This is a genomic window from Shinella sp. GW821-FHT10F02 (assembly GCF_058809275.1).
Genome location: NZ_JBXASL010000009.1, coordinates 19,313 through 38,369, shown reverse-complemented (window position 1 = coordinate 38,369; position 19,057 = coordinate 19,313). Strand labels below are relative to the sequence as shown.

The following is a 19,057-nucleotide window of genomic DNA, read 5'->3' as shown; positions in this document are numbered from 1 at the left end:
TCCGTTTCTGGCCCCCGTGGTAACGTCTGCCCCCGCCGATGGAAAGCCCCGTCTTTTGTGGGGTTTTCTCAGTTCGAGAGCGAATTTCCGAGATAGCGCTTCAAGGTTTCGCGCGTGCCGTCCCGCTGGAGGGATGTCAGGGCATTGGCGAAGCGCTGCTGGAACAGGTCCGACTGCGCGACGGCGCCGAAAATGTCGTCAAGCGCGAGGAAGGCCTGGGGGTTGTCCTTCGCGGCACTTGCGGCGGCCTGGATGCGGTCGGCATTGGGATCGTTGAGGGGGATCGGCTTGCCGCTGTCCGTGGTGCCGGCGAGATAATGGCACCAGAGCGCGGAAACCAGCGCAAGGCCTGTGACGTCCTCGCCGCGGGCAAGGCGGTCGGCGGTGGACGGCAGGATGAATTTCGGCTGGCGGTTGGAGCCGTCCTGGGCGAGGCGCGGGATCGTGTCGGCGATCTTCGGGTTCGAGAAGCGGCGTTCGATCAGCGCGAAATAATCGTTGAGGTCGGTGTCCGGCACCGGCGGGATGACGGGGATGATTTCCTCGCGTTCCAGCTTGGCCAGGAAGGCGCGGATATCCGCATCCTCCATCGCCTCGTGTACGAAGTGGATGTCGAGCAGCGCTGCGGGATAGGCGATCGCCGCATGGCCGCCGTTGAGGATGCGGATCTTCATGTGCTCGTAGGGCGCGACATCGGGCACGAACTGCACGCCGACCTTTTCCAGCTCCGGGCGGCCTTCCGGGAAGTTGTCCTCCAGCACCCATTGCTTGAACTCTTCGCAGAACACCGGCCATTGGTCGTCGATTTCGTAGTCGTCGGCGACGATGGCGATTTCGCGAGCGCCCGTCGCCGGCGTGATGCGGTCGACCATGCCGTTCGGGAAGGCGACATTGCCGTCGATCCAGTCGGCGAGATCAGGGTCGGAGAGGCGCGCAAGGCCGGAGACGGCGGCATGCGTCACCTCGCCATTGCCGGGAATGTTGTCGCAGGACATCACGGTATAGGGGGGGATATCCTTGTCGCGGCGGGCCTTGAGACCAGCGAGGATGAGGCCGAAGACGGTCTTCGGATCGGCCGGATTTACGGCATCGGCGGCGATGGCCGGATGGCTCGGGTCGAAATGGCCGGAGGCCGGGTTGATGAAATAGCCGCCCTCGGTGATGGTCAGCGACACGATGCGGATCGCAGGATCGGTGAGTTGGGCAATGGTCGCGGCGGCATTGCCGGGGGCGAGATAGCCGGTCATCGCGCCCGTGACGCGGGCGCCAGAGCGGTTGTTGTCCTGCTCGACGACGGTGGTCAGGAAATCCTGGCCTTCGAGCTTTGCCCGCATCGCCGCGTCGGACGGCAGGACGCCGGCGCCGATGATCGCCCAGTCATGGTCGAGGCCGAGATTGAACAGGTCGTCGAGATAGACCGCCTGGTGCGCCCGGTGGAAGTTGCCGACGCCGAAGTGCACGATGCCCGCCTTGAGGTCTTCGCGCCCGTAGGCCGGCACGCCCGCGGTCTTTGCGACATCCGTCAGGGTGGCGAGCGACAGTTTCGTGGTCATGGTCCATTCCTTCCGGTTGTCCGGTCTCTGCTTCGTGCCGGGGCCTCGCGATGTACGTGCGGCCCCGGCTCGTTCTGGTGTGCCTCAGCGGATGGCCAGGCCCTTGTCGTCGAAACGATGGATGCGGCCCTCTTCCGGCGTCAGGTAGACGGTGTCGCCATGGGTGACGGGGAAGTCGCCGCCGGCGCGCACCGTCATCATGCCGATGCCCTCGGCATTGACGTGCAGGAAGGTGTCGGAACCGAGATGTTCGGCGACGCCGACGAGGCCCTTCCAGGTGCCGCTCTCCTTGGAAAGCTTCAGGTGCTCCGGGCGGATGCCGACGGTCGGCGCGTTCCACGGCTTGGCCGCCTCGCCCTTGACGAAGTTCATGCGCGGCGAGCCGATGAAGCCGGCGACGAAGAGGTTGTCGGGCTTGTTGTAGAGGTCGAGCGGCGAGCCGACCTGCTCGATGTTGCCGGCGTTGAGAACCACGATCTTGTCGGCCATGGTCATGGCTTCCACCTGGTCGTGGGTGACGTAGATCATCGTGGTCTTCAGCTGGTGGTGCAGCTCGCTGATCTCGAGCCGCATCGTGCCGCGCAGTGCCGCGTCGAGGTTCGACAGCGGCTCGTCGAAAAGAAAGGCCGACGGTTCGCGCACGATCGCCCGGCCGATGGCCACGCGCTGGCGCTGACCACCGGAAAGTTGACCCGGACGACGGTCGAGGTAATTGGTGAGGTTCAGGACGCGCGCGGCATCCGTCACCTTCTTGTCGATCGCGGCCTGGTCCATCTTCGCCATCTTCAGCGGGAAGGCGATGTTGTTGCGCACGCTCATATGCGGATAGAGCGCGTAGGACTGGAACACCATGGCAAGCCCGCGCCGTGCGGGTGCCTCGCCGGTGACGTCGCGTCCGTCGATCTCGATCGAGCCGCTGGTGGTGTCTTCGAGACCGGCGATAAGGCGCAGCAGCGTGGACTTGCCGCAGCCCGACGGGCCGACGAAAACCACGAACTCGCCGTCCTCGATGGTGAGGTCGATGCCCGGAATGACCTGCGTCGCGCCGAAGCTCTTGTTGACTTTCTTCAGAATGATCTTGCCCATGATGGCTCCTCCCCGATCCTGGTCTTTACTTCACGGCGCCGAAGGTCAGGCCGCGGACAAGCTGCTTTTGCGAAAACCATCCCATGATGAGGATGGGGGCGATGGCGAGCGTGGAGGCTGCCGAGAGTTTCGCCCAGAAGAGACCCTGCGGGCTGGAGAACGAGGCAATGAAGGCGGTCAGCGGCGCGGCGTTGGTCGTCGTCAGGCGGATCGTCCAGAAGGCCTCGTTCCAGGCGAGGATGATGTTGAGCAGCATGGTCGACGCGATGCCCGGCACCGCCATCGGCGTCAGCACGTAGACGATCTCGCCCCAGAGCGATGCGCCATCCATGCGTGCCGCCTCCAGGATCTCGCCCGGAATTTCGCGGAAGTAGGTGTAGAGCATCCAGATCACGATCGGCAGGTTGATCATGGTCAGCATGACGGTGAGGCCGATGCGGCTGTCGAGCAGGCCGAAGTCGCGGAACAGCAGGTAGATCGGCACCAGCACGGCGACGGCCGGCATCATCTTGGTGGAGAGCATCCACATCAGGATGTCCTTGGTCTTGGCGGTCGGCGAGAACGCCATCGACCAGGCGGCCGGCACGGCGATCAAGAGTGCCAAGAGCGTCGAGCCGAGCGACAGGACCACCGAGTTCAGGAAGAACTTGAAGTAGTTGCTCTGCGCCTGAACGGCCTGGTAGCTCTCGACCGTGCCGGACGGAAGGATGTTGAAGCCCTGGATCGCCTCGGTCTCGGATTTGAACGAGGTGATGATCGTGTAGAGGATCGGGAAGAAGATGATCAGCGCGATGATCCAGGCGGCGATCGTGAAGACGACGGTTCTTCTCGTTGAAACGGCTCTAGCCATGATCTTGCTCCCTACTTGTCCAGGTTCTTGCCGACGGCGCGCATCAGGAAGAAGGCGACGATATTGGCGAGGATGACGGCGATAATGCCACCGGCGGAGGCTCCGCCGACGTCGTAGCCGAGAAGGGCCGTGCGGTAGATCAGGAACGGCAGGTTGGTGGACGCATAACCCGGTCCGCCATTCGTCGTGACGAGGATTTCCGCATAGACGCCGAGCAGGAAGATCGTCTGAATGAGGATGACGACCGTGATCGAGCGCGAGAGATGCGGCACCGTCAGGTAGATGAAGCGGGAAATAAAGCCGGCGCCATCCATCTCGGCCGCTTCCTTCTGCTCGCCGTCAAGCGATTGCAGGGCGGTCAGCAGGATGAGCGTGGCAAACGGCAGCCATTGCCAGGCGACGATGATGATGATCGAGAACAGCGGATATTGCGCAAACCAGTCGACCGGCTGGAGACCAAGGGACCGGTTGATATCCGCAAGCACCCCGTAGCCCGGGTGCATGATCATGTTCTTCCAGACGAGGGCCGCCACCGGCGGCATGACGAAGAACGGCGAGATGATCATGATGCGCACGATCCCCTGCCCCCACATCGGCTGGTCGAGCAGCAGCGCAATCCCGATACCGCCGATCACCGTGATCAGCAGCACCCCGCCGACGATCAGCAGCGTGTTCCAGATCGACTGGAAGAAGGCCGGATCGGTATAGAAATACTGATAGTTGAACAGCCCCGCCCAGCTGACATTCGCTGGGTTCAGGAGGTTGTAGTTCTGGAACGAAAACCACAGCGTCATCGCCAATGGCACGATCATCCAGATCAACAGCAACCCCACCGAGGGCGCCAACATCATCCGCGCCAAACCGCGCGTGTTCTCCGTCGCCATTGTCGTGACCTCCCTTTTCGCCGGCCGCTCCCCGCGCCGGACAGGCATCGCATCCATATTGGATAGAGCCCGAGTGCCGTTGTCACACGTTTTTTACAGTTCCGGCGCGGAATGGCCGCGCCGGATGCAAAGACCCCGTTTTCGGCTGCCCGGAACGCATCCGGGCAGCCTGTCCTTGGGGAGGAGGTTTACTTGATGTAGCCGGCGCGGGTCATTTCGCGGGTGGTGACCTGCTGTGCCTGGGCAAGCGCATCGTCGACCGTCATCTGGCCGGCAAGGGCTGCCGAGAAGAGCTGGCCGACCGTCGTGCCGAGACCCTGGAATTCAGGGATGGCCACGAACTGCACGCCGACATAGGGCACCGGCTTGACGGCCGGGTTCTTCGGATCGGCGGCGTCGATCGAGTCGAGCGTCATCTTGGCGAACGGAGCCGCCTTCTGGTACTCGGCGTTCTCATAGAGCGACTTGCGCGTGCCCGGAGGCACGTTTGCCCAGCCTTCCTTCTCGGCGACGAGAGCGGCATATTCCTTGCTGGTTGCCCAGGCGATGAACTTTTCTGCCGCTTCGGTCTTCTGCGAGCCTGCCGGGATGGCGAGGTTCCAGGCCCAGAGCCAGTTGCCGCGCTTGCCGAGGCCCGTGTCCGGAGCAAGGGCGAAACCGACCTTGTCGGCGACCGTCGATTCCTTCGGGTTCGTTACGAAGGATGCGGCGACCGTGGCGTCGATCCACATGCCGCACTTGCCCTGCTGGAAGAGCGCAAGGTTCTCGTTGAAGCCGTTGGAGGACGCGCCCTGCGGGCCGGCGTCGGTCATCAGCTTGACGTACATGTCGAGCGTGTTCTTCCATTCCGGCTGGTCGAACTGCGGCACCCACTTCTCGTCGAACCAGCGGGCGCCGAAGGCGTTGGACGTGGCGGTCAGGAACGCCATGTTCTCGCCCCAGCCGGCCTTGCCGCGAAGGCAGATGCCGTTGATGCCGGCCGCGCGGTCGGTCATCTTGCGGGCCGCTTCACCGATGAACTCCCAGGTCGGCGCGTCGGGCATGGTGAGCCCGGCCTTCTCGATCAGGTCCTTGCGGTACATGACCATCGAGCTTTCGCCGTAGAACGGCGCGGCATAGAGCTTGCCGTCGTCGCCCGTCAGACCGGCGCGAATGGCCGGCAGCAGGTCATCGACGTCGTAGTCGGCGCCGAGATTGTCGAGCGGCACCAGCCAGCCCTGCTTTGCCCAGATCGGAACCTCGTAGGTGCCGATTGTCATGATGTCGTACTGACCGCCCTTGGTCGCGACATCGGTCGTGACGCGTTCACGCAGCACGTTTTCCTCGAGCGTGACCCACTCGAGCTGAATGTCCGGGTTCTTCGTCGTGAAGGCTTCCGTCAGCCCCTGCATGCGCACCATGTCGCCGTTGTTGACGGTGGCGATGGTCAGCGTTTCGGCGTTGGCGAAACCGCACAGGAGAGCAGCCGAGCTGACGCCCAGCAGAAGGGTTCTCAAATTCATCATCTTCCTCCCAGAAGGGTTTTGAGCATTTGCTTCGCTCATGAGCAATTACCCATAAATTGCCATGATAAGTCAACGCGAATCGTTGCTGCACCGCACAAAGCGGAGCAGCGTCCATTGAATTTCATGGGAAATTTCTGTGTGGAGACCCGTTCGGCTCAGGCCGAAAGCAGGTGGCGCGCGGTCGACTCATCGGTGATGACGCCGTTGATCATGCCGCCGCGCAGCGCCGAGAGCAGGGCGAGATGCTTGCGCTTGCCCTTGGCAAGCCCGATCACCGTCGTCGTCTCGCGCGGCGGCAGTGGCACAGAGGCGACGCGTTCGTTGATGCTGCCTTCGAGCAGCTTGCCATCGCGGTCGAACATCCAGCCGCAGATCTCGCCCGCGGCGCCCTCCTCCATCAGCCGCGCCATTTCCTCCGGATCGAGGAAGCCGTCGAGGCAGAGCGGCGCATCCGCGCCAAGCTCGCCGATACCGACAAAGGCGACGTCCGCCTCGCGGCCGAGCCGCAAGGTGGATTGCACGAGGCTCTGCTTGTGCAGCAGGTCGCGCTCCTCGGTGGAGGAGACGAGCACCGGCAGCGGCATCGGATAGTGCCGCGCCTTCACCGCATCGGCCATCGAGAAGATGACGTTGTAATAGGCAGCCGAACCGTCCGGCCCGATATTGCCGGTCAAGGACATGATGCGGTGCTGCGGACATTCCATCGTCGGCAGCTGGTCGATCGCCGCCTTCAGCGTGCGCCCGGTGCCGACCGCCAGCACGATCGGGTCGGTCTTCTTCAGCCAGCGCTCGATTTCCGCCGCCCCAGCTTCCGCAATGCCGATCGTCGTGGACGAGGAGCCCGGATCGCTCGGCACGATATCGACATGCACCAGCCCGAATTTCTTGCGCAGCGCTTCGCCCAGTTCCAGGCATTCGGCGATCGGATGGTCGAGGCGCACCTTGATCAGGCGCTCGGCGACGGCGAGCGACACGAGGCGCTGCGCCGACTGGCGGGAAATGCCCATGGCGGACGCGATCTCGTCCTGCGTGCGGCCCGCGACGTAATAGAGCCAGCCAGCCCTCGCCGCATCGTCCAGCCGCCCGGCTGTCTCCGTCCGCTTCGCCATGGTTTTCCCCGATTGTTTCAAACGATTTGCTGCATCTTTTCACGCCCTCTGTCAAACGTCACATGATGCCGCAGCAGGGACAGCCTCCGCCATGCGTTACCAGCAATGCGCTGAAAACATAACTTAAAATCTCATGTTTTTGCGCGCTGGACCGCCTGAGAAACCGGCATTTCTTCGTAAATTTTACCGTTTGATAAAAAAATAAACCTGAGTTACCGTTCTGTCATTCAAAAGCCCACGCGAATGGGAGAATAACATGGGAACGACGCAATCTGGGATCCATCGGGGGCGACTTGCGCCCGCCGAATACGAGACAAATTTTTCCGACCTCCATCCGCGCCTCGACGATCACGAGGCGCTGGTCGCGGCAGACCGCTGCTACTTCTGTCATGACGCGCCGTGCATGACGGCCTGTCCCACCTCCATCGACATTCCGCTGTTCATCCGCCAGATCTCGACCGGCAACCCGATCGGTTCGGCGAAGACCATCTTCGACCAGAACATCCTCGGCGGCATGTGTGCCCGCGTCTGTCCCACCGAGACGCTGTGCGAACAGGTATGCGTGCGCAACACCGCCGAACACCGCCCCGTCGAGATCGGCCGCCTGCAACGCTACGCAACCGACGTCGCGATGACGGAGAACAAGCATTTTTATGAGCGCGCCGCACGCACCGGCAAGGCGATCGCCGTTGTTGGCGCCGGGCCGGCAGGCCTCGCAGCCGCCCACCGCCTCGCCATGAACGGCCATGACGTCGTCGTCTTCGATGCACGCGAAAAGGCCGGCGGCCTCAACGAATACGGCATCGCCACCTACAAGGCGGTCGATGATTTCGCGCAGAAGGAAATCGACTACGTGCTGGCGATCGGCGGCATCGAGGTGAAGAACGGCCTGAAGCTCGGCCGCGATTTCTCGCTCGCCGACCTCACCGCCAATTTCGACGCCGTCTTCCTCGGCATGGGCCTTGCCGGCGTCAACGCCTTGCGCGCCGAGGGCGAAACGCTGCCGGGCGTCGTCGACGCCGTCGATTTCATCGCGGAACTGCGCCAGGCCGAAGACAAGGCTGCCATACCCGTCGGCCGCCGCGTCGTCGTCATCGGTGGCGGCATGACGGCGGTGGACGCCGCCGTACAGGCAAAGCTGCTCGGCGCAGAGGAAGTGACCATCTGCTACCGCCGCGGCAAGGAGCACATGAACGCCTCCGAATTCGAGCAGGACCTCGCGGCCTCCAAGGGCGTGATGATCCGCCACTGGCTCCAGCCGAAGCGCGTCATCGCCAAGGACGGCCATGTCGCCGGCATCGAGGTGGAATATACCGAGATGCGCGACGGCGCGCTCACCGGCACCGGCGAGACCGGTGTTCTCGCCGCCGACCAGATCTTCAAGGCGATCGGCCAAAGCTTCGAAGCCTCCGGCCTCGGCTCGCTGGCGATGAGCGGCGGGCGTATCGTCGTGGATTCCGAAGGCCGCACCTCCACCGCCAATGTCTGGGCGGGCGGTGACTGCGTGAAGGCCGGCGAGGACCTTACGGTTACCTCCGTGGCGCAAGGCCGCGATGCCGCCGATTCGATCAACCGCATGCTGGCCGCCGGTGCGCAGCCCGCCTTTGCCGTCGCTTGAGGGAGATGAGACATGGCTGATCTTCGCAACAACTTCGTCGGCATCAAATCGCCCAACCCGTTCTGGCTCGCCTCCGCGCCGCCGACCGACAAGGCCTACAATGTCGAGCGCGCCTTCAAGGCGGGGTGGGGCGGCGTGGTCTGGAAGACGCTCGGCGAGGAAGGCCCGCCGGTCGTCAACGTCAACGGCCCGCGCTACGGCGCGATCTGGGGCGCCGACCGCCGGCTGCTGGGCCTGAACAATATCGAGCTCATCACCGACCGCGACCTCTACACCAACCTGCGCGAGATGAAGCAGGTCAAGATGAACTGGCCGGACCGGGCGCTGATCGCCTCGATCATGGTGCCCTGCGAGGAGGAGAGCTGGAAGGCGATCCTGCCGCTGGTGGAAGAGACCGGTGCCGACGGCATCGAGCTCAACTTCGGCTGTCCGCACGGCATGTCCGAGCGCGGCATGGGTGCCGCCGTCGGCCAGGTGCCGGAATATATCGAGATGGTCGTGCGCTGGTGCAAGCAGTACACGCGCATGCCCGTCATCACCAAGCTGACGCCGAACATCACCGACATCCGCAAGCCCGCCCGCGCCGCCAAGGCCGGCGGCACCGACGCCGTGTCGCTGATCAACACGATCAACTCGATCGTCTCCGTCGACCTCGACAATTTCGCCCCGAACCCGACGGTCGGCGGCAAGGGCACCCATGGCGGCTATTGCGGCCCGGCGGTAAAACCGATCGCCCTCAACATGGTGGCCGAGATCGCCCGCGATCCGGAAACCTACGGACTGCCGATCTCCGGCATCGGCGGCATCACGACCTGGCGCGACGCGGCGGAATTCCTCGTTCTCGGCAGCGGCAACGTGCAGGTCTGCACGGCGGCCATGACCTACGGCTTCAAGATCGTGCAGGAAATGATCACCGGCCTGTCCTCCTGGATGGACTCCAAGGGCCATCGCGACCTGGACGACATCTGCGGCCGCGCCGTGCCCAACGTCACCGACTGGCAATACCTCAACCTCAACTACATCGCCAAGGCCAAGATCGACCAGGACGCCTGCATCAAATGCGGCCGCTGCCACATCGCCTGCGAGGACACCTCGCACCAAGCGATCACGCAGTTCGTCAACGGTGTCAGGCACTTCGAGGTGATGGAAGACGAGTGCGTCGGCTGCAATCTCTGCGTCAACGTCTGCCCGGTGGAAAACTGCATCACCATGGTCGGCCTCGAACCCGGCGTCCTCGACCAGCGCACCGGCAAGCCCGTCGACCCCAACTACGCCAACTGGACGACCCACCCGAACAACCCGATGGCCAAGCAGGCCGCGGAGTAACCTTTCACAAATCGATCGCAGGACGTCGCGTTCTGCGATCGATGCATTGTGGTAGATGCGTCAGCGTTTTCTCAAGATCGGGAAGACCATTCCGAATGTTATGCTGGCGATGGCGATCATCTGGAAAGGCGTCAGTGTTTCACCGAGCACCGCCATGCCGGCCACCGCCGTCGCCACCGGAATGCAGGGCATGAACAGCGAAGCCTGTTGCGGGCCGAGTTGACGAACCACGTAGGTGTAGAGCACCACCGCAACCGCACCGGCAAGAAAACCCTGGATCACCAGTTGCGTTGCGATCTCGGCCATGGATGCCTTTGCCAGTCCGCTCGGCGCCAGGGCGTGCAGCAAGGGAAGCGGCAGGCAGGAAAAGAGGACGACGGCGATCGTCGTGGTCACCGCTTCGAGCGACCAGAGCCTCACCAGCACCGCATAGACGGCAAACATGATCCCCGATCCCGCAAACAGCAGGTCGCCGCGCAACGTGTCGCCTGCGACGGCGCCTGCGTGGAAAACGAACAGCAGCAAGCCGACGATGACCGCGACAATGCCGACCATGCGCGCGCCGGAAACCTTGTCTTTGAACACGATGCGCGAGAACACGAAGGAGAAGAACAGGATGGAGGCGGGCGACAGGGCGGCAGCGTGGCTCGCCGGCGCATATGCAAGCCCCTGATTGATGATCAGCGGATAGGGCAACCCCGTTAAAATGGCCAAGGGAACGGCCTTCCGCCAGCCGAGCGCCCTCAGCTTTCCAGTGCCAGTCGTCCATAACACCGGCAAAAAGACGAAAGCGGCACCGAGAAATCGCAGGCCCACAATATCGGCCGCCGTCAGGTGTTCGCGCAGGCTGAAACGGGCGGCAACGAACTGGATGGTGGTGATTGCAACGAACACAATGCCCGCCAGAATGGCCAGCCGTTTGCTGCCGGCATTGTCTCCGATCGTGGCGATATGCACGTTTGCCTCCCTCGTGGCGGGACGGGCCTTGGCCCGTGACAATCACATACTATTGCTCAGTTGTGCGCGGCTAAATATATTGAATTCCTGTATTCAAAGTGAAAATCACCATCTACGGGATGATATAGCGTGAATCATGAACTTGCCGATCTCGACACGATCGACCGCAGCCTGCTGAGGCTGCTTCAGGAAGACGGCCGCCGCACCACGCTCGAACTGGCGAACCGGGTCGGCCTGTCGCCGACCGGTGCCAGCCAGCGTGTCAAGCGGCTGTTTCGCGAGGGTTATATCAAAGCCGTCAGGGCGATCCTCGATCCAAAGAAGATCGGCCGCGGCACGGTGGTGTTCATACAGGTCCGCCTCGACCACACGGCACCGCATATTTTCGAGCGGTTTTCCGATGCGATCTCGAAGGCGCCGGAAGTGCTGGAATGCCACATGGTCATCGGCGGCTTCGACTATCTCGTGAAAGCGAGAATTGCCGACATGTCGCTGTTTCAGGACTTTCTGGAGCGGGTGATCCTGCCTTTACCCGGTGTCAGGGAGACGCACACCTATGCATCGGTGGGGGACGTAAAGCCCGATGCCGTGCTGCCGATTTAGTCATAGGCGGAACTCACCCGAAGAGGCTGAAACTCTGCCCCGCACTATAGGCCAGAAGTGCCAGCCCGGCGAAATAGACGATCGTCAGAACGACCATCACGTATCCGCCCAGCACCACCAACCCATCGCGCTGCGAAATGCCGGCGGCGAGCAGCAGGATGGCGACGCCGGGCAGCGTGTTGGAGAAGGGAATGAGACCGAGCGGCGCCATGAGCAGGAGACCCGCCCCCATCAGCACGAGACCATTGACGCGATTCATCACGGCGCCGGAGGTAAGCCCGATCAGACGCGGCTTGAAGAACCGGTCGATCTTGCGCAGGAACTTGACGCCGCGCTCCAGCACGGGGCGCAACTTGCCGCTTTCGAGCCGCCGGTCGGCGACCTTTTGCGGCAGCCAGGGCAGCCGGTTCAGCGTGATCGCGGCGCTGATCAGCACGATGCCGGCGCCGAACACCGTCGACACGCCGGGAATGGAGACCGGAAACAGGAACGGCAGCGACAGGAAGGCGCAGAGCAGCAGCAGGCCGCTTTCGCCCATCATCGACAGCAGGTCGCGCAGCGTGATGTGCTCGCCCTTGATCGCGTTGATGATGTCTTCGAGCAATTCGCTCGTCTTGCGGTCCGTGTCCTTGAAGCCGATGGCTGACGTCATTGCATGTCCTCTTCTGTGCCGTCGGATTTGGGCGAGAATTGCGGCAATCCTGTGTGGAGTGGCGCAGAACGGCAACGCGGTCTATGACCGTGCCGCAGGCGAGACCATAGGATCATTTTCTTGACGAAGCGTATGCCGGCCCGGGCGGGCCTCAGTGTTCATGCCACAGGCCGCGAAAAGCTCAAAGGCCATATCGCCATGCTGCTCTTCGCGGTGCTGATTGCCGGGTCCTTCTCCTTCGGCGGGCTCGCGGCGCGCACCATGGAGGCCGAGCCGCTGACGCTCTGGCGCTACCTCATGACGATCGTCGTCATGGCCGCCCTCGCCTTCGGTGTCTTCAAGGTTCCGCTCGCCCTGCCGAAACAGGCCTGGCGCTTCCTCCTGCTCGGCGGCCTGATCGCGCTCTACATGCTGACCATGTTCTGGGCGCTGGAGTTCACCAGCCCCATCGCCACCGGCGCCGTCTTCACCCTGATGCCACTGATGAGCGCCGGCTTCGCCCTGCCGGTGCTGGGCCAGCGGACACGGCCGGGCGTGCTCGCCGGCCTGCTCATTGCCGCCGCGGGTGCGGTCTGGGTCATCTTCCGCGGCAATATCGATGCCATCCTCGCCTTCGATGTCGGCACGGGCGAGATGATCTTCTTTGCCGGCGTCATCTGCCACGCGCTCTACGTGCCGCTGATCCGCCGCTTCGACCGCGGCGAACCGGCCATCACCTTCGGTTTCTGGGTGACGGTGGGTGCCGCACTCTGGCTGATCCCGCCGGGCATACGCGGCCTTGTCGAGACGGATTTTTCCGCGCTGCCGCTCGCCGTCTATGCCGCCGTCACCTATCTCGCGGTCGTCACCACGGCCGGCACGTTCCTGCTCCTGCAATATGCCTCGATGCGCCTGCCGGCCTCGAAAGTGCTCGGCTACGGCTACCTGACGCCGAGCTTCATCATCCTGCTCGAAGGCCTTCTTGGCCACGGCTGGGCGAGCCCGCAGGTTGCCCTCGGCGCGCTCATCACGGCCTGCGGCCTCGCCTTGATGGCCTTCCTGCCAGACTGATTTTTCTGGGAACGATCTTCCGTCTCGTGCGTTCGGGCCCCGTTGGGGCGCACGAAAAATAATGACGGAGCGCATATTTTGAAGCGGTTTGACATCATAGATGGCATGCGGGGCTACTTCCTCGTCTTCATGCTCATCAACCACCTGATCTTCGTCGGCGGCTACTGGATGATGGAAGTCAACCACCGTCAGTTCGCCTTTGTCGAGGACGCCCAGGGCTTCGTCTTCCTCTCCGGCCTGCTGATCGGCATGGTCTATGCCCGCAAGATGCTGAAATACGGCTATGACGTCGGGCGTCAGCTCATCCGCAACCGCGCCTTCGAACTCTATCGCTATGCCATGGGCACGGTGATGGCCATTCTCGTCGTGCAGATGGTGCTGCCCGATGCCTACCGGCTCTGGTACAACTGGCTCGGCACCACGAATTTCGACGAGCCGTTGCGTCTGGTGGCCATCGCCACCTTCCTGTTCCAGCCGACCTTCATGGATATCCTGCCGCAATATATCGTCTACATGCTGTTCGCGCCGCCGCTCGTCTGGCTCTGCCTGCGCGGGAAGTGGGCGCATGTGCTGGCGGGCTCGCTGATCGTCTGGATGGCCGCACAGCTCGGCCTGCAACGCTTCATCACCGATCCGCTGCACACCTTCTTCACCGGCTCGGACGGCCAGGGCATCCGCACGAGCTTCAACCTGCTCGGCTGGCAGATCGTCTTCTTCTCCGCTCTGGTGATCGGCGCGCTGACGGCGCAGAACAAGATCGACTGGGAGCGCATCTTCTCGCCGGAAAAGACGCTGCTGCCGAAGGCCGCATTCGCCATCTGCCTGTTCTTCCTGCCGCTACGCATCGTCACGGCGTGGGACCTGCTACCGCAATCCGTGCTCGACAAGTTCGCGACGATGGAAATCCGTGCGGATTTCGGCCCGGTCTATCTCATCAACTTCGCCGCCGTCGCGATCGGCCTCACCTGGCTGCTGATCGCCGGCCCGAAACATCACAATCTCTGGATCCGCAAGCTGGCGGGCGGCGTCACCGCCGTGTTCACCCTGCGCTTCCTGCGCCTGCTCGGCCGCCATTCGCTGCAGGTCTATGTCTGGCATGTCGCCATCGTCTATGCGGTCTATTATGCCGACGGCCGCACGCCGGAACTGTCGCAGCTCACCAAGACGATGATCGCCGTCACCGGCATTGCCCTTCTCGCCCTTCCCGCGCTCTGGCGCGAACGCGAGGAGATCGCCGCCAGCCTGTTCGGCCCGCCGAAAGCGGAGCCCGCGAAGGAAACTAGGCCGGCTGCTCGCTGACATGCAGGCCGGTGAGGAAGAGCTGTTCGAGGAAGCGGGCCGCATCCTCGAACCGCCCGTCGCCGGCATGTTCCTGCCCCAGCACCGCGCGCACCTGCACGTCGAAGTCGGCATAATGCTGGGTGGTCGACCAGATCGAGAAGATCAGGTGGTAGGGGTCGCATTTGGCGATCTTGCCCGCCTTCGCCCAGACGCGGATGACCTCCGCCTTCTCGTCGACGAGGGACTTCAGCGGCCCCTTCAGCTCGTCCTCGATGTTCGGCGCGCCCTGCAGGATTTCATTGGCGAAAAGCCGGCTTTCGCGTGGAAAATCGCGCGCCATTTCCAGCTTGCGGCGAATGTAGCTGCGGATTTCCGACACCGGATTGCCCTCCGCATCGAATTCGCGCAGCGGATCGAGCCAGGTATCGAGCACGCGGGTGATCAGCGCCCGGTGCATCGCCTCCTTGGTGCGGAAATAGTAGAGCAGGTTCGGTTTCGACATGCCGGCGACCTCGGCGATCTGGTCGACGGTGGCGCCACGGAAACCGTGGAGAGAAAACACCTCCAGCGCCGCCTCGAGGATCTGCTCCTCCTTCGCCTCCTGGATGCGTGTGCGCCGCTGTGTCCTGGCCGCCCTCGGTAATGCCATCGTGCTCCCCCCGGCCTTGACCGTCGATCCGGAAAAGTGCCGCCAAATTCACCAGTTTAACCAGCCGCCATTTTCTTGGGCGCACCCATATGCTTTTTGGTTTTTCGGCTTGAGTGCCACAACGGAAGCTGTAATGTTTACCAACCGGTCAAATTATCAGACAGTTATCAAGTAAAGGCAACTGCTGATCGGAAGGCGCGAAAATAACAAAGGCGCCGCCAGCCGGTGGGAACGAAATGGGGCTGCAAAAGCCCGAAGACGTGGGAGCATAGGACATGGCCGCACCCGGCGAGAACATGCGTGTCAACGCGGACCGCCTGTGGGATTCCCTCATGGACATGGCGAAGATCGGCCCCGGCATTGCCGGCGGCAACAACCGCCAGACGCTGACCGATTCCGACGCCGAAGGCCGCCGCCTGTTCCAGGCCTGGTGCGATGGCGCGGGCCTCACCATGGGCGTCGACACGATGGGCAACATGTTCATGACGCGTGAGGGCACGGACCCGGAAGCGCTGCCCGTCTATATCGGCTCGCATCTCGACACCCAGCCGACCGGCGGCAAATATGACGGCGTGCTCGGCGTGCTGGCCGGCCTCGAAGTCGTGCGCTCGCTGAACGATCTCGGCATCAGGACGAAACACCCCATCGTCGTCACCAACTGGACGAACGAGGAAGGCGCCCGCTTCGCCCCCGCCATGCTCGCCTCGGGCGTCTTCGCCGGCGTGCACAGCCAGGATTACGCCTATGCCCGCAAGGACCCGGAGGGAAAGACCTTCGGCGACGAGCTGAAGCGCATCGGCTGGATCGGCGACGAAGAGGTCGGTGCACGCAAGATGCACGCCTATTTCGAATATCACATCGAGCAGGGCCCGATCCTCGAAGCGGAAGGTAAGGACATCGGCGTCGTCACCCACTGTCAGGGCCTGTGGTGGCTGGAGTTCACGCTGACAGGCCGCGAGGCGCATACCGGCTCGACGCCGATGACCATGCGCGTCAATGCCGGGCTCGCCATGTCGCGCATCCTCGAAATGGTGCAGACCGTCGCCATGGAAAACCAGCCCGGCGCCGTCGGCGGTGTCGGCCAGGTGTTCTTCTCGCCGAATTCCCGCAACGTGCTGCCGGGAAAAGTCGTCTTCACCGTCGACATCCGCTCGCCCGACCAAGCGAAACTCGACGGCATGCGCGCCCGCATCGAGGCCGAAGCGCCGAAAATCTGCGAAGCGCTCGGCGTCGGCTGTTCCGTCGAAGCCGTCGGCCATTTCGATCCCGTCACCTTCGACCCCACACTGGTCGCGACCGTGCGCAAGGCCGCCGAAGACCTCGGCTACAGCCACATGAACCTCATCTCCGGCGCCGGCCACGACGCCTGCTGGACCGCCAAGGTGGCTCCCTCCACGATGATCATGTGCCCCTGCGTGGGCGGTCTCTCGCACAACGAGGCGGAAGATATTTCGAAGGAATGGGCGGCCGCCGGCGCCGACGTGCTGCTCCATGCGGTGATCGAGACGGCGGGGATTGCGGAATGAGTGCAGCCGTTGCTCCCGATGATGCAGCAGCGGATGAAAGCGGGAAGGCGACGATTGAGTATTCTTTCATCATGCGCGTGGAAGGCATTTCTCAAACGGAAATTGACCATTTCGTCGCCGGGATTGACGGCTGGAGGATAAAACCGGGCTCTGACGAGGTCTTCCTTTACCCACAAGGCGAACCAGATTTCGATGGAAACGCCGGCGAATACCTTCATGACGTCTTCTCCCGTCATGAAAAAGTGTTCGAGGAGGCAGCCCGGACCGGCACATCCCGCAAGATCGATCTTGCAATCTATTTCGATGCAAACCGGATCGCTGCGATTTGCCCGACGTTCGACGCAGCTGTCATCCGACGTCTGGCGGATCTGAACTTTTCGCTAGTCGTCTCAGTATTTCCGAGCAGCTTTGAAGACGATGAAGGAACGGAAGAATGAGCACAGTCATCAAGGGCGGAACCGTTGTCACCGCCGACCTCACCTACAAGGCGGACGTCAAGGTCGAGGGTGGCAAGATCGTCGAGATCGGGCCGGACCTTTCCGGCGACGAGGTGCTGGACGCGGCGGGCTGTTATGTCATGCCGGGTGGCATCGATCCGCATGTGCATCTCGAAATGCCCTTCATGGGCACCTATTCGGCGGATGATTTCGAGAGCGGCACGCGGGCGGGCCTTGCCGGCGGCACGACGATGGTCGTCGATTTCTGCCTGCCCGATCCCGGCCAGTCGCTGCTCGATGCGCTGAAGCGCTGGGACAACAAGTCGACCCGCGCCAATTGCGACTATTCCTTCCACATGTCGGTCACCTGGTGGGGCGAGCAGGTCTTCGACGAGATGAAGGCCATCGTCGAGGAAAAGGGCATCAATACCTTCAAGCACTTCATGGCCTACAAGGGTGCCTTGATGGTGAACGACGACGAGATGTTCGCCTCGTTCCAGCGCTGCGCCGCACTCGGCGCCCTCCCCCTCGTCCATGCGGAGAACGGCGACGTCGTCGCCGCCATGCAGGCCAAGCTGATGGATGAGGGCAACAATGGACCGGAAGGCCATGCCTATTCGCGCCCGCCTTCCGTCGAAGGCGAGGCGACGAACCGCGCCATCATCATCGCCGACATGGCGGGTGCGCCGCTCTATGTGGTTCACACCTCCTGCGAACAGGCGCACGAGGCCATCCGCCGCGCCCGGCAGAACGGCATGCGCGTCTATGGCGAGCCGCTGATCCAGCACCTGACGCTCGACGAAAGCGAATATTTCAACAAGGACTGGGACCATTCGGCGCGCCGCGTCATGAGCCCGCCCTTCCGCAACAAGCAGCACCAGGATTCGCTCTGGGCCGGCCTTGCGAGCGGCTCCCTGCAGGTGGTCGCGACCGACCATTGCGCCTTCACGACCGACCAGAAGCGCACCGGCGCAGGCGATTTCCGGAAAATCCCGAACGGCACCGGCGGCCTTGAAGACCGCATGCCGATGCTCTGGACCAATGGCGTCAACACCGGCCGCCTCACCATGAACGAGTTCGTCGCCGTGACCTCGACCAACATCGCCAAGATCCTCAACGTCTATCCGAGGAAGGGCGCAATCCTCGTCGGCGCGGATGCGGATATCGTCGTGTGGGACCCGAAGCGCTCGAAGACCATCTCCGCCAAGAGCCAGCAATCCTCGATCGACTATAACGTCTTCGAGGGCAAGGAGGTGGTGGGCCTGCCGCGCTACACGCTGACACGCGGCGTGGTGGCCATCGAGGAGAGCACGGTAAAAACCCGCGAGGGGCACGGCCAGTTCGTCAAGCGCGAGCCCTTCACGGCGGTCAACAAGGCACTGTCGACGTGGAAGGAAATCACCGCACCGCGCAAGGTCGAGCGCAGCGGCATTCCGGCGAGCGGCGTCTGATGCGCGCCGGCCGCCTGTTCCCCGTCCTCCTTCTCGGCACCGCCCTCGCCGGCCCGGCGGTGGCGGCGGCGGACATCGTCGACGGTTCCTACGGCAACAAGGAAGGCTGCCAATATGCGGCGTCCGGCGATTCGTCCGGCGCCGATTTTTTCTTCCTGTTGAACAAGGAGGGCGTTACCACGGCGGCCTCGTATTGCGAATTCAAGGGCGAGGCAAAACAGGTGGGCGGTGCCACGGTGGTGCCTGCGGAGTGCCATGAAGAAGGCTACGAGGAGACGACGCCCCACGATCTGACACTGACGCCGGAGAATGGCGGTTACACGATCAGCTTTCCGGACGGAACGCGCTGGGGGCCGATCATGCGGTGCGAAAAGTGACGGTCGGAGGACGTAGCCATACCCCCCTCTGTCCTGCCGGACATCTCCCCCTCAAGGGGGGAGATCGGCTAGGAGCGCACTCCTCACTTCCTGGAAGACAAGTCGGTTGCCGCGAGCGGAGTGTTGCCGTTTCGGGAAACCGG

The 19,057-nt window shown here is 63.1% G+C and carries 18 protein-coding genes; 9 read left to right on the top strand and 9 right to left on the bottom strand.

All coding sequences use genetic code 11. The features are described 5' to 3' along the window. Window positions 1-68 precede the first annotated feature (68 nt). From AC1RWL_RS25650 to AC1RWL_RS25625, 6 genes are all read right to left on the bottom strand, one after another. Window positions 69-1,553: a mannitol dehydrogenase family protein gene (locus tag AC1RWL_RS25650; protein WP_493096607.1), complete on the bottom strand. Its 1,485-nt coding sequence runs from the start codon at window positions 1,551-1,553 to the stop codon at window positions 69-71. Between the two features lie 84 nt (window positions 1,554-1,637). Further along, entirely contained in the window at window positions 1,638-2,639 is a 1,002-nt protein-coding gene (locus tag AC1RWL_RS25645; RefSeq protein WP_256121102.1) for an ABC transporter ATP-binding protein, read from the bottom strand. A gap of 25 nt (window positions 2,640-2,664) precedes the next feature. Beyond that, window positions 2,665-3,489 (bottom strand): carbohydrate ABC transporter permease, encoded by an 825-nt coding sequence (locus tag AC1RWL_RS25640; RefSeq protein WP_493096608.1) that lies wholly within the window; start codon window positions 3,487-3,489, stop codon window positions 2,665-2,667. Between the two features lie 11 nt (window positions 3,490-3,500). After that, a complete protein-coding gene (locus AC1RWL_RS25635; RefSeq protein ID WP_439624231.1) occupies window positions 3,501-4,373 on the bottom strand; it encodes a carbohydrate ABC transporter permease in 873 nt (290 codons plus the stop codon). Window positions 4,374-4,561: 188 nt separating this feature from the next. Then, a complete protein-coding gene (locus AC1RWL_RS25630) occupies window positions 4,562-5,875 on the bottom strand; it encodes an ABC transporter substrate-binding protein (RefSeq protein WP_256121099.1) in 1,314 nt (437 codons plus the stop codon). Between the two features lie 158 nt (window positions 5,876-6,033). Further along, complete coding sequence (locus AC1RWL_RS25625) at window positions 6,034-6,987, bottom strand: sugar-binding transcriptional regulator (RefSeq protein ID WP_256121098.1); 954 nt, start codon at window positions 6,985-6,987, stop codon at window positions 6,034-6,036. A gap of 256 nt (window positions 6,988-7,243) precedes the next feature. Between AC1RWL_RS25625 and AC1RWL_RS25620 the strand changes: the two genes are divergently transcribed. Further along, window positions 7,244-8,605, top strand: coding sequence for an NAD(P)-dependent oxidoreductase (locus AC1RWL_RS25620; RefSeq protein ID WP_493096609.1), 1,362 nt, complete (start codon window positions 7,244-7,246; stop codon window positions 8,603-8,605). A 12-nt stretch (window positions 8,606-8,617) separates the two neighbouring features. Further along, window positions 8,618-9,931 (top strand): NAD-dependent dihydropyrimidine dehydrogenase subunit PreA, encoded by a 1,314-nt coding sequence (gene preA, locus AC1RWL_RS25615; RefSeq protein ID WP_493096610.1) that lies wholly within the window; start codon window positions 8,618-8,620, stop codon window positions 9,929-9,931. A gap of 60 nt (window positions 9,932-9,991) precedes the next feature. On the opposite strand, the gene AC1RWL_RS25610 is transcribed toward preA, so the two are convergent. After that, a complete protein-coding gene (locus AC1RWL_RS25610) occupies window positions 9,992-10,888 on the bottom strand; it encodes a DMT family transporter (protein WP_493096611.1) in 897 nt (298 codons plus the stop codon). 129 nt (window positions 10,889-11,017) lie between these two features. On the opposite strand from AC1RWL_RS25610, the gene AC1RWL_RS25605 reads away from it, so the two are divergent. Continuing rightward, on the top strand, window positions 11,018-11,491 hold the full coding sequence (locus tag AC1RWL_RS25605; RefSeq protein ID WP_435266117.1) for an Lrp/AsnC family transcriptional regulator: 474 nt from the start codon (window positions 11,018-11,020) through the stop codon (window positions 11,489-11,491). 13 nt (window positions 11,492-11,504) lie between these two features. Here AC1RWL_RS25605 and AC1RWL_RS25600 read toward each other — a convergent pair whose 3' ends face one another. Further along, window positions 11,505-12,143 carry an exopolysaccharide biosynthesis protein gene (locus AC1RWL_RS25600; RefSeq protein ID WP_256121093.1) on the bottom strand — a complete coding sequence of 213 codons (639 nt, stop codon included), beginning with the start codon at window positions 12,141-12,143 and terminating at the stop codon, window positions 11,505-11,507. Between the two features lie 120 nt (window positions 12,144-12,263). Here AC1RWL_RS25600 and AC1RWL_RS25595 point away from each other — a divergent pair, with 120 nt between their 5' ends. Together AC1RWL_RS25595 and AC1RWL_RS25590 are read left to right on the top strand one after the other, a co-directional pair. Next, complete coding sequence (locus tag AC1RWL_RS25595) at window positions 12,264-13,193, top strand: DMT family transporter (protein WP_493096612.1); 930 nt, start codon at window positions 12,264-12,266, stop codon at window positions 13,191-13,193. A 78-nt stretch (window positions 13,194-13,271) separates the two neighbouring features. Beyond that, the gene (locus AC1RWL_RS25590; protein ID WP_493096613.1) at window positions 13,272-14,492 is read left to right on the top strand and encodes an OpgC family protein; all 1,221 of its coding nucleotides are present in this window, start codon (window positions 13,272-13,274) and stop codon (window positions 14,490-14,492) included. On the opposite strand, the gene AC1RWL_RS25585 is transcribed toward AC1RWL_RS25590, so the two are convergent. Then, window positions 14,473-15,123 carry a TetR family transcriptional regulator C-terminal domain-containing protein gene (locus AC1RWL_RS25585; protein ID WP_435266120.1) on the bottom strand — a complete coding sequence of 217 codons (651 nt, stop codon included), beginning with the start codon at window positions 15,121-15,123 and terminating at the stop codon, window positions 14,473-14,475. The two genes, AC1RWL_RS25590 and AC1RWL_RS25585, sit on opposite strands and share 20 nt — an antisense overlap. A 275-nt stretch (window positions 15,124-15,398) precedes the next feature. On the opposite strand from AC1RWL_RS25585, the gene AC1RWL_RS25580 reads away from it, so the two are divergent. From AC1RWL_RS25580 to AC1RWL_RS25565, 4 genes are read left to right on the top strand one after another with little or no spacing between them, the layout of a single operon-like run. Next, a complete protein-coding gene (locus tag AC1RWL_RS25580; RefSeq protein ID WP_493096614.1) occupies window positions 15,399-16,649 on the top strand; it encodes a Zn-dependent hydrolase in 1,251 nt (416 codons plus the stop codon). After that, window positions 16,646-17,086 carry a hypothetical protein gene (locus AC1RWL_RS25575; RefSeq protein ID WP_493096615.1) on the top strand — a complete coding sequence of 147 codons (441 nt, stop codon included), beginning with the start codon at window positions 16,646-16,648 and terminating at the stop codon, window positions 17,084-17,086. The genes AC1RWL_RS25580 and AC1RWL_RS25575 overlap by 4 nt, the downstream gene beginning before the upstream one ends. After that, window positions 17,083-18,537 carry a dihydropyrimidinase gene (gene hydA / locus AC1RWL_RS25570; protein ID WP_493096616.1) on the top strand — a complete coding sequence of 485 codons (1,455 nt, stop codon included), beginning with the start codon at window positions 17,083-17,085 and terminating at the stop codon, window positions 18,535-18,537. The genes AC1RWL_RS25575 and hydA overlap by 4 nt, the downstream gene beginning before the upstream one ends. Next, complete coding sequence (locus tag AC1RWL_RS25565) at window positions 18,537-18,914, top strand: hypothetical protein (protein ID WP_493096617.1); 378 nt, start codon at window positions 18,537-18,539, stop codon at window positions 18,912-18,914. The genes hydA and AC1RWL_RS25565 overlap by 1 nt, the downstream gene beginning before the upstream one ends. The last annotated feature ends 143 nt before the right edge of the window (window positions 18,915-19,057 follow it).

Bases quoted from the DNA above. Each gene is read 5' to 3' on its own strand.
- AC1RWL_RS25650 (WP_493096607.1), bottom strand. From the start codon at position 1,553: ATGACCACGAAACTGTCGCTCGCCACCCTGACGGATGTCGCAAAGACC.
- AC1RWL_RS25645 (WP_256121102.1), bottom strand. From the start codon at position 2,639: ATGGGCAAGATCATTCTGAAGAAAGTCAACAAGAGCTTCGGCGCGACG.
- AC1RWL_RS25640 (WP_493096608.1), bottom strand. From the start codon at position 3,489: ATGGCTAGAGCCGTTTCAACGAGAAGAACCGTCGTCTTCACGATCGCC.
- AC1RWL_RS25635 (WP_439624231.1), bottom strand. From the start codon at position 4,373: ATGGCGACGGAGAACACGCGCGGTTTGGCGCGGATGATGTTGGCGCCC.
- AC1RWL_RS25630 (WP_256121099.1), bottom strand. From the start codon at position 5,875: ATGAATTTGAGAACCCTTCTGCTGGGCGTCAGCTCGGCTGCTCTCCTG.
- AC1RWL_RS25625 (WP_256121098.1), bottom strand. From the start codon at position 6,987: ATGGCGAAGCGGACGGAGACAGCCGGGCGGCTGGACGATGCGGCGAGG.
- AC1RWL_RS25620 (WP_493096609.1), top strand. From the start codon at position 7,244: ATGGGAACGACGCAATCTGGGATCCATCGGGGGCGACTTGCGCCCGCC.
- preA (WP_493096610.1), top strand. From the start codon at position 8,618: ATGGCTGATCTTCGCAACAACTTCGTCGGCATCAAATCGCCCAACCCG.
- AC1RWL_RS25600 (WP_256121093.1), bottom strand. From the start codon at position 12,143: ATGACGTCAGCCATCGGCTTCAAGGACACGGACCGCAAGACGAGCGAA.
- AC1RWL_RS25585 (WP_435266120.1), bottom strand. From the start codon at position 15,123: ATGGCATTACCGAGGGCGGCCAGGACACAGCGGCGCACACGCATCCAG.
- AC1RWL_RS25580 (WP_493096614.1), top strand. From the start codon at position 15,399: ATGGCCGCACCCGGCGAGAACATGCGTGTCAACGCGGACCGCCTGTGG.
- AC1RWL_RS25575 (WP_493096615.1), top strand. From the start codon at position 16,646: ATGAGTGCAGCCGTTGCTCCCGATGATGCAGCAGCGGATGAAAGCGGG.
- hydA (WP_493096616.1), top strand. From the start codon at position 17,083: ATGAGCACAGTCATCAAGGGCGGAACCGTTGTCACCGCCGACCTCACC.
- AC1RWL_RS25565 (WP_493096617.1), top strand. From the start codon at position 18,537: ATGCGCGCCGGCCGCCTGTTCCCCGTCCTCCTTCTCGGCACCGCCCTC.